This window comes from Bradyrhizobium diazoefficiens (assembly GCF_016616235.1).
GTDB lineage: Bacteria > Pseudomonadota > Alphaproteobacteria > Rhizobiales > Xanthobacteraceae > Bradyrhizobium > Bradyrhizobium diazoefficiens_H.
In genome coordinates this window covers 5,256,777-5,271,749 of sequence record NZ_CP067100.1, presented here as the reverse complement: position 1 = coordinate 5,271,749, position 14,973 = coordinate 5,256,777, and the positions used below count along the sequence as shown (strand labels likewise).

Genomic DNA, 14,973 nt, shown 5'->3' with positions numbered 1-14,973 from the left:
ACGCGATGCTCACACTCTCCCTGATCGGCATCGGTTGCGGCGATCCCGGGCAGCTCACGCGCGCTGCGATCACGGCCATCAACTCGGCCGATCTCGTCCTGATCCCGCGTAAAGGGAGCGCAAAGTCCGATCTCGCCGATCTCAGGCGCACGATCTGCGCGGACGTGCTCACCAGCGACAAGACGGACATCGCCGAGTTCGATCTTCCCGCGCGCGATGCCGATGAAGCTGATTACCGCAAGGGCGTGGACGATTGGCACGATGCCGTCGCCGCGGCCTGGTCACGGACGATCGCAGATCATCTCGGGCATGAAGGCAAGGTCGCGCTGCTGATTTGGGGCGATCCCTCGCTCTATGATTCCTCGCTGCGCATTGCGCGGCGGCTCGATCCCTTGCCTGATATCGAAGTCGTGCCCGGCATCACCTCGATTCAGGCGCTGTGCGCGGCGCATGCGCTGCCGCTCAATGACATCGGCGAGCCGTTTCTGGTTACGACCGGACGGCGCTTGCGTGAAGGCGGCTGGCCGCAAGGTGTCGATACGGTGGTGGTGATGCTCGACGGCGGCACGGCGTTTCAGGCGCTCGATCCGGCAGGGTTTTACATTTATTGGGGCGCTTATCTCGGCATGTCCGATCAGATCATCATATCAGGCGCGCTGGCCGAGGCCGGCCCGCGTATTGCTGCTGCGCGTCAGGACGCGCGCGAGCGGCATGGCTGGATCATGGACAGTTACATTCTCAAGCGCAGGGCGTAAGCGAGGCAGCATGCTCCCGGAATGGGTCTATCGAAAGTGCCCCGAGATCTCCGCGGCCCACCGCGACGCGGCGATCGCGCGGCAGGCGCAACTGACAAAGCCGACCGGCGCGCTCGGCCGGCTCGAGCAGCTCGCGATCGAGCTTGCAGGCCTGCAGGCGACCGAGCAGCCGCGTGCGGCGCGGGTGCCGATCATCGTCTTTGCCGGCGATCACGGCATCGTCGCGCAGGGCGTGTCGGCCTATCCGCAAGCCGTCACGATCGCGATGATGGCGAATTTCGCCTCCGGCGGCGCCGCGATCTCGGTGCTGGCGCGCGAGCTTGGTTCGACCCTGGAAGTGGTCGACGCCGGGACACTGGCACAGGAGGCGATGAGTGGCGTCGTCACGGACAAGCCGCGCAGCGGCACGCGCGATTTCAGCATCGAAGCCGCGCTCACGCCTGCCGAGCTGGCGTTTGCGTTCGAAGCCGGCCAGCGCGCGGTGGCGCGTGCGGAGGCCGGTCAGCCTGATCTGCTGATCTTCGGCGAGATGGGCATCGGCAACACCACGACCTCGGCCGCCGTTGCCGCGAGCCTGCTCGGCATCAGCGCCGAGGAAATTGCGGGCAGCGGCACCGGTGTCGATGCGGCCGGCCGCGTGCACAAGGCGCGCGTGATCGATGCCGCGCTTGCCCGCCATGGTGTTGCGGGCGCTTCGCCCGAAAAAATCCTGTGTGCTGTCGGCGGCCTGGAAATTGCGGTGATCTGCGGCGCCATCATCGCGGCTGCACAGCGCCGCATCCCTGTATTGATCGACGGCTTCATCGTGTCGGTTGCGGCGCTGGCAGCGGTGCGGCTGAACCCGTCGTGCCAGCCGTTCCTGTTGCCATCGCATCGATCGGCCGAGCAGGGCCATCGGCTGGTGCTGCGCGCGCTGAACGTGCAGCCGCTGATCAGCCTCGATCTCAGGCTCGGCGAAGGATCGGGCGCCGCCATCGCGCTGCCGCTGGTGCGCTTCGCTTGCGCGCTCCACAACGGCATGGCGACGTTTGCGCAGGCCAATGTGCCGGATCGCCCTAGCTGATCCGCTGATTGGCGGAGACGACGCGCCAGCCGCTGGCGAGACGGTCGATCCGGGTCAGCGACAGCGGATCTATCACGAAGCGCAAGGCGGCCTCCGGCGTGAGGTCCAGCGCGATGCACAGCGCCGCGCGGATCGTGCCGGAATGGACGACGAGTGTTGCTGGTCCAGCTCCGATCCGCGAGAGTCCCAGCCGGACACGCGCGACCTGGTCTTCAAAACTCTCGCCGCCTGGCGGCCGTCCGCGTGCCGGATCGCTCCAGAACTGTGCGTAGGCCTTGCCACCGGTCGCGGCAAGCTCGTCATGTCGACGACCGATCCAGCCGCCAAAGTCCTGCTCACTGAATTCGCTCACCAGCATCGGTTCGAGCCCCAGCGCGCGCGCCGTCTCGGCCGTGCGCCGCGCCGGGCTGGCATAGCTCGCGGCGTTTCGCGGCAGGCGCTGTCGCAGCGTATCCAACTGCGCGCGGTCGCCGAGATCGGCCGGCGCGTCGGCGGCATGGATCGTGCCTTTGACGCCGTCGACCGGTGCATGCCGAATCAGCCAGAGGAAGGTCTCGCCTTCCATGCTCGTCTCCAGGGAAGTTGGGCGCTGCGGCAACAACGCCGCAGCTTGCACATTGACTCTGTGTTAGTCGTAATCCTACATGTTCGCGACGGTTTCCCCGAGAGGGGATGAAAAGGGAATGCGGTGCGGGGACATTGTCCCCAATGCCGTAGCTGCCCCCGCAACTGTAAGCGGTGAATCCTTCGTCAGATGCCACTGGGTCCTCGGTCCCGGGAAGGCGACGAAGCGGTCACGACCCGCGAGCCAGGAGACCTGCCGTCAGCCGTGGTCACACGCGAAGATGTCGGTCGGGGAGTACAGACATTCGGCTTCATCGGACGGCTGACAAGCCGGAACATGGGAGCTTGGTTCGCTGTGACGTGCCACTGACGTCATACCGAGGTCCAACGCCGTGTCTTGCATCCGTATCGTACGACCGCGCACATTCCTGCTCGCATCCGCCGCGCTCACGTCGCTTGCGGCGGCCGATATCCCTGCCGCGCTGGCGCAGCAGGCGCGCGAGCCGCTGCCGCCCGTCGAGGTCTCGCCCGCCCAATCGCGCAAGCCGGCAAGGCTAGCCGCCCGCGAAGCGCGAGGCCCGCGCCGCGCGGCAGCGCGCAGGCCAGCGGCCGCACCGACCGCGCCCAAGCCCGCAGTGCCGACGGCAGCGGCGCAAACACCGCTCAACAGCAATGCAGTCGCGGAAAGCGCCTCGCGCCTCGGCCTGACGGTGCGTCAGACGCCCGCGACCATCGAGGTGATCTCGGCCGAGACTATCGGCGAGCAGGGCTACCGCACCGTGTCCGAGGTGGCGCAAGGCGCGGTCGGTCTCACCTCCGGCGACAATCCCGCCGAGCCCGCTGCCTTCTCGATGCGCGGCTTCACCAACAGCCAGATCAACACGCTCTACCACGGCATCAAGATCGGTCCGCAGAACATGACGTCGCGGATCATGGACACCGCCAATCTGGAGGCCGTGGAAATCCTGAAAGGCCCGGCCTCGCTGATGTCGGGCGAGGGCGCGGCCGGCGGCGCCATCAATTTCGCCACCAAGCAGCCGCACACCGGCCCGATCCGGAATGAGGCCAATTTCTCCTGGGATTCATTGAACTCCTTCCGCGCGCATTACGGCTCCGGCGGCAGCACCAATGTAGAGGGACTCGACTATCGCTTCGACATCAGCCGCTCCTCGCTCAACGGCTTTGCCGACGATACCAATACCAGGACGCTGGACGTCTCCGGCCAGCTCAACTACCGGATCTCAGACAGCCTCAAGGTCTGGGGCGCGATCGAGTACCGCGAGGATCGCTCGGAGGCCTATTGGGGCGCGCCATTGGTGCCGGTCGCTTTCAGCGGCTCGCATGCTACGAGCGGCATCGTCTCGGGCAACTATTCCAACCGGACTGATCTTGGCGCAGTCACGATCGACGACCGCACCTTCAACACCAACTACAACGTTCTCGACAATCGCAACGTTGCGCAGGAGGTGTGGCTGCGCGGCGGATTCGAGTTGAAGCTGGCGCCCGACCTGACGCTGAAAAGCCAGGCCTATGGCTACGGCGCGGAGCGCAGCTGGTTCAACAACGAGATCGAGGCGTTCGATTCCACGACGAACGATGTGTATCGCGAGCGCTTTTACGTCGCGCACAGCCAGCGCCTCGTCGGCAACATCACCGACTTGGTCTGGGACACTGACATCGCAGGCTTCGACAACCGCCTGGTTACGACATTGTCGTCAAGCTATCTCGACTTTGTCAGGCCGGGCGCGGCGAACTTCCCGTTCGATCATATCCCTCTGGTCGATTCTCCGCGCGGCTATTACGGCGTGCTCACGACCAAACAGCAGACCGCGCGTATCGATAACGAGGCGCTGTCGTTCGAGGATCGGCTGAAGCTGACGCGAACCTTCGCGCTGATCGGCGGCCTGCGCGTCGAGCATATCGGGCTCGACCGCAACTCAACCGACCAGTTCGGTTTGGAGAACGCGGGCTTCCCGTTCACGAACGACTGGGCACCGGTCACCGGCCGCATCGGCTACACCTGGGAGGCCGTCCCCGGCCTGACCTTGTTCAGCCAGTACGCCACCGGCGCCGACGTTTCCGCCAGTAACATTTTCCTGCTTTTGCCGACCCAACCGCTCGACCTGACCACCACGCGCACCTATGAGACCGGCGTCAAGCATCTGTTCTGGGACAACCGGGCGGAATGGTCGTTCTCCGCCTACGACATCCTGCGCAAGAACGTCTATGCCGCCGCCGGCGGCATGGCGCTCAATATCGCCGGACGGCAGGAGTCGAAAGGCGTAGAGCTTGCGGCGTCCGTGCGCCCGATCGAGCCTTTGCGTCTCTGGGGCAACATCGCCTATGTCGATGCGCGCTACGCCGACTACAATTTTGTCGGCGGCTCGTTCTCCGGCAACACCCCGCCGAACGTGCCGCGCATCGTCGCCAATGGCGGCGCGTCCTGGCGTTTCTTCACGTCCTGGCCGGTGGAGTTCGGCATCACCGGCCGCCATGTCGGCGACCGCTACAACACCGACGCCAACACGGTAACCATGAAGGCCTACACCGTCGCCGACGTCTATGCCTTCGTCGACATCCCCAAGACGGTGTTCAACGCGGTCGACCAGGCCCGCCTGAGCTTCCGGGTGCGCAACATCGCCGACAGGCGCTACGCGATCTGGGGAGATCCGTTCTATCCCGACCAGATCCTCCTCGGTGCGCCGCGCACCTATGAGCTCTCGGCCGCGTTCAAATGGTAGGGCGCTGACCACATGATGGGCGCGATCGTCCTCACGCACCGCTGGCTCGGGATCGCGTTTGGCCTGCTGTTCGCGATGTGGTTCGCGAGCGGCATCGTGATGCACTTCGTCCCGTTTCCGTCGTTGACGGAATCGGAGCGTTTTGCCGGATTGACGCCAGTGGAGCCTGGGGAGGTGAGGATCGCGGTTGCCGATGCCGTGGCCGCAAGCGGGATCGAGGATGCCACGCGCGCGCGACTGATCCAGCGGAGCGATGGAGCGGTCTATATTGTGTCAGGGCCATCGCATGTCGGCGCGGTCCGCGCCTCCGGCGGAAGCGACGCGGCGGTGATCTCTGCGGACGTCGCGCTCGCCACCGCTCAGGCGCATGCGCGCCAGCGCGGGATCGATGCCGCGCGGGCTGCGATTGTCGCGCGCTCGGACTATGACCAATGGAGCGTGCCCAACGGATTCGATCGCTACCGGCCGTTGTTTCGCGTCGCCCTCGGCGACGCCGCCGGGACGGAGGTTTACGTCTCGTCGCGTACCGGTGAGATCGTCTTGGATACGACGCGTAGAGAACGTGGCTGGAACCTCGCCGGCAGCGTGCTGCACTGGATTTATCCGACGGTTCTCAGAAGCAACTGGGCGCTGTGGGATCGCCTGGTCTGGACGCTGTCGCTGCTGGCCTCGATCGCAGCTCTGCTGGGCGCGGTGCTTGGCGTTGTTCGGATCAGGCAACGAGGGCGGTTCGTCGGCTCGCCCTATCGCGGCTGGCACGCCCTGCATCACATCATCGGACTCGTCGTGACCGTTTTCGTGCTGAGCTGGACTTTCAGCGGCTGGCTCTCGATGGATCATGGCCGGTTGTTTTCGCGCGGGCAGTTGAGCGCGGCCGAGGCCGGCATGGTGGATGCGTCGCCGGACTGGCGGGCGGCACCGTCGTTGGACCCGATATCCCCCTCGGCCCGAGAAATCGAATGGTTCGCCTTCGACGGCCGCGTCTACCGTCGCGAAAGGACGGGGCTCGGTCAACAGTCGTTGGCCAGGGCCGGTGGCGGTACGCAGGAATATCTTGGCGCGCAAGATCTTCAGGGCTTGGTGACGCGTCTCGCGTCCGGGTGCGACACGCCGTCCGTCCTTGCCGGCAATGACGATTACCCCGCGCGATCCAGCGTCCCCGGTGCGCCCGTGTACCGCGCGCGCTGCGGCGAACTCTGGTTCGACATAGACGGTGCCGATGGGCGCGTGCTGCAAAGGCTTGACGCTTCCCGGCGGGCCTATCGCTGGTTCTACAGCGCGCTCCACACGCTGGACTTTCCGATCCTCCTGGCGCACCCGTTATGGCGGGATGTCCTGATCGTCGGGCTCTGCACGCTGGGGCTGGTATTCTCCATCACGGGTATCGTGATCGGCTGGCGCCGCTTGCGGCTCTCGTTCTCGGCCTGAGCGATGGAGCGAGGCCTCGGCCGAAACGCATGTGCAATGCCGATTGATCCCTTCTCGCGGGCTGCCTTTCGGTGTAGCTCTGCGCCCACTTATTGGGCAGGCGGCAATGCCCATGCCGCCGAAATCACGCAGGAGAGCCACGGATGTATCCGAAAGTTCAGATGTTCATCGCCGGCGAGTGGACCGACGGCAGCTCCGGCAAGTCGGAGGACATCCTCAATCCCGCCACCGGCCAGCCGATCGGCAGGACCCCGCATGCCTCAAAGGCGGACCTCGATCGTGCGCTGGAGGCCGCGAGGGCCGGCTTTGAGGTCTGGCGCAAGACCTCGCCATTCGACCGCTACAAGCTGATGCGCAAGGCTGCGGACATCATCCGCTCCCGCGCCGCCGAGATCGCGCCCGTGATGACCATGGAGCAGGGCAAGCCGGTCGTCGAAGCGCAAGGCGAGACCATGCTCGCCGGCGACCTCATCGACTGGTTCTCCGAAGAAGCCCGCCGCGCCTATGGCCGCATCGTGCCGCCGCGGATGGGCAACGTCACCCAGCTCGTGACCAAGGAGCCGGTTGGCCCGGTCGCGGCCTTCACGCCCTGGAATTTCCCGATCAACCAGGCCGTGCGCAAGATCTCGGCCGCGCTCGCCGCCGGCTGCTCGATCATCGTCAAGGGTCCGGAGGAGACGCCTGCAAGCTGCATGGAGCTGGTTCGGGCCTATGCCGACGCCGGCATTCCGCCCGGCGTCGTCCAGCTGGTGTTCGGCGTGCCGTCGGAAGTGTCGGAATATCTCATTCCGCATCCGATCATCCGCAAGATCAGTTTTACGGGCTCGACCGCGGTGGGCAAGCACCTGGCCGCGCTCGCCGGCCTGCACATGAAGCGCGTCACCATGGAGCTCGGCGGCCATGCGCCGGCGATCGTGTTCGCGGACGCCGATCTCGACAACGCCGCAAAGATCCTCTCCGCCAACAAGTTCCGTAACGCCGGCCAGGTCTGCGTCTCGCCGACGCGCTTCCTGGTGCATGAAAGCGTCTACCAGCCCTTCGTCGACAAGTTCGTCGCCGCAGCCAAGAGCCTCAAGGTCGGCAACGGTCTCGACAAGGATACCCGCATGGGCCCGCTGGCGAACCCGCGACGCGTCGATGCCATGGAAGGCTTCGTCTCCGACGCGGTTCAGCGCGGCGCCAAGATCCAGGCTGGCGGCAAGCGTATCGGCAATGAGGGCTTCTTCTTCGAGCCGACGGTGCTGACCGACGTGCCGCGCGATGCCCGCATCATGAACGAGGAGCCGTTCGGCCCCTTGGCGCCAATCACCGCATTCCGCAGCTACGATGAAGTCGTGGCGGAAGCAAACCGTCTGCCTTACGGGCTTGCGGCCTATGCCTACACCACCTCGACCAAGACGATGCAGGCGATCGGCGCCGACATCGAGAGCGGCATGGTCTCCATCAACCATCACGGCCTCGCGCTGCCGGAAGTGCCGTTCGGCGGCGTCAAGGATTCCGGCTACGGCTCCGAAGGCGGCCTCGAGGCGATCGAGGGGTACCTCAACACCAAGTTCGTCACGCAGGCGAGCGCATAAAACCGCGCGCGATGTCCTTAGCAGGGCGCGTCACGGCAGGCCGTGACGCGCCTTTCTTTATTTTGCGGGCACAGTGCCGCGCCGGAACAACGCCAAAGGTTCGAACCGAGGGATACCGAGTAGGGGCGAACGGCATGAAAGCTGCTTGGGTGGAAACGGCGCGAGACTGCGTTATGCTGCGCGCGCCGGTAGGCCCTTGAGCTTGCGATCCCCAGCCTCGTCAAGAAATCCGGAAAGTCGCCAATGCGTATCGTTAACGTTGCTGCCGCCCAGATGGGCCCGATCCAGAAAGCCGACAGCCGCGAGGTCGTGGTCAAGCGCATGATCGCGCTGATGGATGAGGCCAGCGCCAGAGGCGCCGACCTCATCGTCTATCCGGAGCTGGCGCTGACCACGTTCTTCCCGCGCTGGTACGTCGAGGACCGGGCCGAGTTCGACGGCTGGTTCGAACGCGAAATGCCGAATGTTGCGACGAGGCCGCTGTTCGAACGTGCGGCGCAGCATCGGATCGCGATGAATTTTGGCTATGCCGAGCTGACACCCGACGGCCATCACTTCAACACGGCGATCCTGACCGACAAGTCCGGCAAGATTGTTGGCAAATATCGCAAGGTCCATTTGCCGGGCCATGCGGACTACGACACCAATCGGTCGCACCAGCATCTGGAGAAGCGCTATTTCGAGCCGGGCGATCTCGGTTTCAACGTCTGGCGCGAACTGGGCGGCATCATTGGCATGGCCATCTGCAACGATCGCCGCTGGCCCGAGACCTATCGCGTCATGGGCTTGCAAGGCGTCGAGATGGTGCTGATCGGCTACAATACGCCCTCGGAGAACGCGGAGCGACGCGAGGAGGGCATCGAGAAGCGCATGTTTCACAACCGCCTCTCCGTGCAGGCCGGCGCTTATCAGAATGCGACCTGGGTGGTCGCGGTGGCCAAGGCCGGCGTCGAGGACGGTCACGCCCTGTTTGGCGGCAGTCTCATCGTCGATCCCGACGGCGAGATCGTCGCCGAGGCCAAAACCGAAGGCGACGAGCTCCTTGTCCACCGCTGCGATCTCGATGCCACGAGCTTTGGCAAGACCACCATCTTCAATTTCGCGCAGCACCGCCGCATCGAGCATTACGGTCTGATCACCAGCCAGACCGGCGCGGTGCCGCCACCGGAGAAGTGACGCCCCGGTCTTCCCGTGAGATCCCGCTGGCGAAGGCCGGGATAGTGGCATACCATTTGCTTGCAAATGGGCTCGGTTTCACTTGCCCTTGGCCAACGAAAACCTGGCATCACGGCATTAGCGGGAGGACGTCATGGATCGCAGGACCGTATTGAAGGGACTGGCCGGCGCGGGCGGTCTGGCATTGACCGGCCTCTCGGCTCCGGCGATCGCCCAAGGCGCAGCAGCCCGCACCCTCCGCTTCGTACCGCAGGCCAATCTCGCGAATTTCGATCCGATCTGGGGCACGCAATATGTCGTGCGCAATGCCGCCGCGCTGGTCTGGGATACGCTCTACGGCATCGACGCGCAGCTTCAGCCGCAGCGCCAGATGATCGAGTCCGAGGAGACCAGCGACGACGGCAAGATCTGGACCTTCAAATTGCGCCCGGGCCTCAAATTCCATGACGGCGAGCCGGTGCTGAGCAAGGATGTCGTCGCAAGCCTTTCGCGCTGGGCCGCGCGCGATCCGATGGGCCTGATGATCATCGCGATCCAGCAGGAATTGACCGCGGTCGACGACCGCACCTTCAAATGGGTCCTGAAGCAGCCCTTCCCGAAAATGCTCTACGCGCTCGCCAAGAACAACGCGCCGTGCTCCTTCATCATGCCCGAGCGCATCGCCAAGACCGATCCGTTCAAGCAGATCACCGAATATGTCGGCTCGGGGCCGATGAAGTTCGCCAAGAGCGAATGGGTGCCCGGCGCCAAGTCTGTGTTCGAGAAGTTCGCCGATTACGTGCCGCGGCAGGAGAAGGCGTCGTGGCTCGCCGGCGGCAAGCAGATCCTGGTCGATCGCGTCGAGTGGCTGGTGATGCCGGATCCCGCCACCGCGGCCGCGGCCTTGCAGAACGGCGAGGTTGACTGGTGGGAGAACCCGATCGCCGATCTCGTCCCCGTGCTGAAGAAGAACAAGAACATCAGCGTCGATATCGGCGATCCCCTCGGCAATATCGGCTCGTTCCGCATGAACCATCTGTTCGCGCCGTTCAACGACGTGCGGGCGCGGCGCGCGGTGCTGATGGCGCTGAGCCAGGAAGATTACATGCGCGCGATCGTCGGTGACGACGACAAGCTGTGGAAGCCGCTGCCCGGCTTCTTCACGCCTGATACGCCGCTCTACAGCGAATTGGGCGGCGAGATCCTCAAGGGCAAGCGCGATCTCGATGCTGCCAAGAAGCTGCTCGCCGAGAGCGGCTATTCCGGCCAGCCGGTGACCTGCCTCGTCGCGCAGGATCAGCCGATCACCAAGGCGCAAGGCGACGTCACGGCGGACCTGCTCAAGCAGCTCGGCATGAATGTCGATTTCGTTGCCACCGATTGGGGCACGGTCGGCTCCCGCCGCGCCGCCAAGACGCCGCCGGGGCAGGGCGGCTGGAACATGTTCCACAGCTGGCATGCCGGCGCCGATTGCATCACGCCGGCTGCCTACACCGCCATCCGCGCCAATGGCGACAAGGCGTGGTTCGGCTGGCCCAACAGCCCGAACACCGAGAAGGAGATTACCGCCTGGTTCGAGGCCAAGAGCCTCGACGAGGAGAAGGCCGCAATCGGACGGGTCAACAAGGCGGCGCTCGACGACGTCGTCTACGCGCCGACCGGCTTCTTCCTGACCTACACGGCCTGGCGCAAGAATGTCTCCGGCATCGCCAAGGGACCATTGCCGTTCTTCTGGGGCGTGTCGAAGTCCGCGTGACGGTGCGGTAGAGCCAGATGCTGTCCTTTATCCTCCGGCGCATCGTCGCGACCTTGCCGGTGATGGCGATTGTCGCGCTGTTCGTGTTCAGCCTGCTCTACATCGCCCCGGGTGATCCCGCGGTGGTGATCGCGGGCGACCAGGCGAGCCCGGAGGATGTGGAGCGCATCCGCCAGAGCCTCGGCCTCGACCGTCCGTTCCTGATCCAGTTCGGAAGCTGGGTCTGGCGCATCCTGCACGGTGATTTGGGCACCTCGATCTTCACCAATCTGCCGGTCTCGGCCATGATCGGGCAGCGGCTCGGACCGACGCTGTCGCTGATGATGGTCACGCTGCTGCTCACCATCGTGGTCGCGGTGCCGCTCGGTGTCGTGGCGGCGTGGAAGGCTGGCAGCCTGATCGACCGCGCCATCATGGCCTTCGCCGTGTTCGGATTCTCGCTGCCGGTCTTCGTGGTCGGCTACATGCTCGCCTACATTTTCGCGCTGGAGCTCGAATGGCTGCCGGTGCAGGGTTACACGCCGCTTAACCAAGGGTTCTGGCCGTGGCTGGAGAATTTGATCCTGCCGTCGGTCGCGCTCGGCTGCGTCTATATCGCGCTGGTCGCGCGCATCACCCGCGCGGCCATGCTCGAAGTCTTGCAGCAGGATTACATCCGCACCGCGCGCGCAAAAGGCCTCGGGCAGGGCGGCATCCTGTTCATCCATGCGCTGAAGAACGCGGCGGTGCCGATCGTGACCGTGATCGGGATCGGCATCGCGCTCTTGATCGGCGGCGCGGTCGTCACGGAAAGCGTGTTCGCGATCCCCGGCCTTGGCCGGCTCACCATCGACGCGATCCTGCGCCGCGACTATCCGGTGATCCAGGGCATCGTGCTGCTGTTCAGCTTCGTCTACGTCCTCGTCAACCTGATGATCGACGTCATTTATACGCTCGTCGACCCGAGGATCCGCTATTGACCGACACGACCGTCAATCCGCAAGTGCTGCCGGCCGGCCTCGTGCTCGCGCCGCAACTGCCTGAGATCCTGCGGCCGGTCACGATCCGGCGTGGCTTCGTCGGCTTCTTGCGCGGCCATCCCACCGTTGCGATTGGCGGCGCGCTGCTGCTGACGCTGGTCCTGATCGCGATCTTTGCGCCGTATCTCTGGACGGTCGATCCGACGGCACTCGCGCCCGCCAAGCGCACCCGCGCGCCGTCCGCGCTTTACTGGTTCGGCACCGACGTGCTGGGCCGCGACATCTACTCGCGCGTGCTGTTCGGCGCGCGGGTCTCGCTCACGGTCGGACTGTCGGTTGCCATACTCGCATCCGCGGCGGGGCTCGCCATCGGCATGGTCTCCGGCTTCATCCGGTGGGCCGACGGCATCCTGATGCGCTTCATGGACGGATTGATGTCGATCCCGCCGATCCTGCTGGCAATCGCGCTGATGGCGCTGACGCGCGGCAGCGTCGGCAACGTCATCCTGGCCATCACCATCGCCGAGATCCCGCGCGTCTCGCGCCTTGTGCGCAGCGTCGTGCTGTCGCTGCGCGAGCAGCCCTATGTGGATGCCGCGATTGCGTGCGGCACGCGCACGCCGATGATCATCCTGCGCCACATCCTGCCCAACACGCTCGCGCCCATGCTGGTGCAGGCGACCTATATCTGCGCCAGCGCCATGATCACCGAGGCGATCCTGTCCTTCATCGGCGCCGGCACGCCGCCCACCATTCCGTCCTGGGGCAACATCATGGCCGAGGGCCGCGCGCTGTGGCAGGTCAAGCCCTACATCGTGTTCTTCCCGGCAGCGTTCCTCTCCGTCACCGTGCTCGCCGTGAATCTGCTCGGCGACGGCCTTCGCGATGCGCTCGACCCGCGCATGGCCAAGCGTCTTTAGATGTCCCAAGGCTGATCTTCCAAGGCTGATCGCGATGGCGTTGCTCGAAGTCCAGAACTTGCAGACCCACTTCCGCACCCCCGGCGGCATCAACCGCGCGGTGGACGGGGTGTCCTTCCACGTCAATGAGGGCGAGACGCTGGCGATCGTCGGCGAGTCCGGCTGCGGCAAGTCGGTGACGTCGATGTCGCTGATGCGGCTGATTCCGGAGCCGCCGGGCAGGATCGCCGGCGCCATCCGTTTTGCCGGCAAGGACCTGCTCAAGCTGTCCGATCGCGAGATGCGCGCCATCCGCGGCAACGACATCTCGATGATCTTCCAGGAGCCGATGACAAGCCTCAATCCGGTCCTCACCGTCGGCCGTCAGATCCGCGAGACCTTGATGATCCATCAGGGCCTCGACAAGCAGGCTGCCGAGGCGCACGCGATCGAGATGCTGACTCTGGTCGGCATTCCCGAGCCGAAGCGGCGCGTGCGTGAATATCCGCATCAGCTCTCCGGCGGCATGCGCCAGCGCGTCATGATCGCGATTGCGCTGGCCTGCAACCCGAAGCTTCTCATTGCTGACGAGCCGACCACCGCACTCGACGTCACCATCCAGGCGCAGATCCTGAAGTTGATGCTGGATCTCAAGCGCCGGGTCGGCGCGGCGATCATCCTGATCACCCACGATCTCGGCGTCGTCGCCGAGATCGCCGAACGCGTCATGGTGATGTATGCCGGCCGCAAGGTCGAGGAGGCGCCGGTGGCCGAGCTGTTCCGCTCCCCGCGCCATCCCTATACGCAAGGCCTGCTCGGCGCGGTGCCGCGGCTCGGTTCCTCGCTGACCGGCACCGCGCGGCGGCTCGCCGAAATTCCCGGGCAAGTGCCTGATCTGCGCAAGCCGATCGCCGGCTGCGTCTTCGCAGGGCGCTGTGCGCTCGCGACCGATCTCTGCCGGCAATATGCGCCGGGGCTCGAAGAGAAGGGGCCGCGCCACATCGCGGCCTGTCACTATGCAGCCAAGGGAGCCGTCGCGGCATGAGTCCTCCGCTGCTCCAGGTCAACGACCTCAAGAAGCATTTTCCGGTCAACAAGGGCCTGTTCGGACGCAAGTCCGAATATGTCCATGCGGTGGACGGCGTCTCCTTCGAGATCGCAAAGGGCGAGACGCTGTCGCTGGTCGGCGAATCCGGCTGCGGCAAGTCGACGGTCGGCCGCGCCATCCTGCGGCTGTTCGACATCACCGCAGGCCAGGTCATCCTCGACGGCCAGCGCATCGACGATGCCCATCCGAGCACGATGCGCCAGATGCGCCGCCGCGTGCAGGTCGTGTTCCAGGATCCGTTCTCCAGCCTCAATCCGCGCATGCGCGTGCGCGACATCCTCGCCGAGCCGATCCGCAATTTCGGCCTCGCCAAATCGGCTGAAGATCTCGAGGTCCGCGTCACCGCGCTGATGGACACCGTGCGCCTGCCGCGCGAGGCGCTGAACCGCAGGCCGCACGAATTCTCCGGTGGCCAGCGCCAGCGCATCGGCATCGCGCGGGCGCTCGCGGCCGAGCCGGAGCTGATCGTCTGCGACGAGGCCGTCTCCGCGCTCGACGTCTCGGTCAAGGCGCAGATCGTCAACCTCTTGCAGGACCTTCAGCAGAAGTTCGGCCTCGCGCTGCTGTTCATCAGCCATGACCTCGCCATCGTCGAGCATATGACCCATCGCGTCGCGGTGATGTATCTCGGCAAGATCGTCGAAGTGGCGCCGCGCCGGGAGATCTTCGCCGCGCCAAGACATCCCTACACCAGGGCGCTGCTCTCGGCGGTGCCGCTGCCGGAGCCGGGCGCCCACCGCAATCCGATCATCCTCAAGGGCGATGTGCCGAGCCCGATCAATCCGCCGAAGGGATGCCGCTTCCACACCCGCTGTCCGCTCGTCTTCGACCGCTGCCGGAGCGAGGAGCCGGTGCTGCGCGCGGCCGGACCCGAGCAGTGGGTCGCGTGCCATATCGAGGACGGTGCGCCAGCCACGGCTGGATAGCAATTGCCCGAGCGCCCACGCGACCAGCCGGCCGGAACGACG

The 14,973-nt window shown here is 65.4% G+C and carries 12 protein-coding genes and 1 riboswitch; of the genes, 11 read left to right on the top strand and 1 reads right to left on the bottom strand.

All coding sequences use genetic code 11. From position 1 onward, the window contains the following. Positions 1-5: 5 nt before the first annotated feature. A complete protein-coding gene (gene cobF / locus JJB99_RS25180) occupies positions 6-755 on the top strand; it encodes a precorrin-6A synthase (deacetylating) (RefSeq protein ID WP_200494959.1) in 750 nt (249 codons plus the stop codon). A 10-nt stretch (positions 756-765) separates the two neighbouring features. Continuing rightward, positions 766-1,818 carry a nicotinate-nucleotide--dimethylbenzimidazole phosphoribosyltransferase gene (gene cobT, locus JJB99_RS25175; protein ID WP_200494958.1) on the top strand — a complete coding sequence of 351 codons (1,053 nt, stop codon included), beginning with the start codon at positions 766-768 and terminating at the stop codon, positions 1,816-1,818. Here the strand turns inward: cobT and JJB99_RS25170 are convergent. Further along, entirely contained in the window at positions 1,811-2,383 is a 573-nt protein-coding gene (locus JJB99_RS25170; RefSeq protein ID WP_200494957.1) for a histidine phosphatase family protein, read from the bottom strand. The two genes, cobT and JJB99_RS25170, sit on opposite strands and share 8 nt — an antisense overlap. Before the next feature lie 72 nt (positions 2,384-2,455). Further along, a riboswitch (cobalamin riboswitch) is annotated at positions 2,456-2,657 on the top strand. Positions 2,658-2,774: 117 nt separating this feature from the next. Here JJB99_RS25170 and JJB99_RS25165 point away from each other — a divergent pair. From JJB99_RS25165 to JJB99_RS25125, 9 genes are all read left to right on the top strand, one after another. Beyond that, positions 2,775-5,123: a TonB-dependent receptor gene (locus tag JJB99_RS25165; protein ID WP_200494956.1), complete on the top strand. Its 2,349-nt coding sequence runs from the start codon at positions 2,775-2,777 to the stop codon at positions 5,121-5,123. 12 nt (positions 5,124-5,135) lie between these two features. Beyond that, on the top strand, positions 5,136-6,551 hold the full coding sequence (locus tag JJB99_RS25160; protein WP_200494955.1) for a PepSY-associated TM helix domain-containing protein: 1,416 nt from the start codon (positions 5,136-5,138) through the stop codon (positions 6,549-6,551). Between the two features lie 143 nt (positions 6,552-6,694). Further along, positions 6,695-8,128, top strand: a complete 1,434-nt coding sequence (locus tag JJB99_RS25155) for an NAD-dependent succinate-semialdehyde dehydrogenase (protein WP_200494954.1) — start codon at positions 6,695-6,697, stop codon at positions 8,126-8,128. A gap of 243 nt (positions 8,129-8,371) precedes the next feature. Then, positions 8,372-9,304 (top strand): N-carbamoyl-D-amino-acid hydrolase, encoded by a 933-nt coding sequence (locus tag JJB99_RS25150; protein WP_200494953.1) that lies wholly within the window; start codon positions 8,372-8,374, stop codon positions 9,302-9,304. A 133-nt stretch (positions 9,305-9,437) separates the two neighbouring features. Next, positions 9,438-11,039, top strand: coding sequence for an ABC transporter substrate-binding protein (locus JJB99_RS25145; RefSeq protein WP_200494952.1), 1,602 nt, complete (start codon positions 9,438-9,440; stop codon positions 11,037-11,039). A gap of 17 nt (positions 11,040-11,056) precedes the next feature. Next, positions 11,057-11,998 (top strand): ABC transporter permease, encoded by a 942-nt coding sequence (locus tag JJB99_RS25140; RefSeq protein WP_200494951.1) that lies wholly within the window; start codon positions 11,057-11,059, stop codon positions 11,996-11,998. Further along, a complete protein-coding gene (locus JJB99_RS25135) occupies positions 11,995-12,918 on the top strand; it encodes an ABC transporter permease (RefSeq protein ID WP_200494950.1) in 924 nt (307 codons plus the stop codon). The genes JJB99_RS25140 and JJB99_RS25135 overlap by 4 nt, the downstream gene beginning before the upstream one ends. Before the next feature lie 34 nt (positions 12,919-12,952). Then, positions 12,953-13,942, top strand: coding sequence for an ABC transporter ATP-binding protein (locus JJB99_RS25130; protein WP_200494949.1), 990 nt, complete (start codon positions 12,953-12,955; stop codon positions 13,940-13,942). Then, complete coding sequence (locus tag JJB99_RS25125; RefSeq protein WP_200494948.1) at positions 13,939-14,931, top strand: ABC transporter ATP-binding protein; 993 nt, start codon at positions 13,939-13,941, stop codon at positions 14,929-14,931. The genes JJB99_RS25130 and JJB99_RS25125 overlap by 4 nt, the downstream gene beginning before the upstream one ends. Positions 14,932-14,973 lie beyond the last annotated feature (42 nt).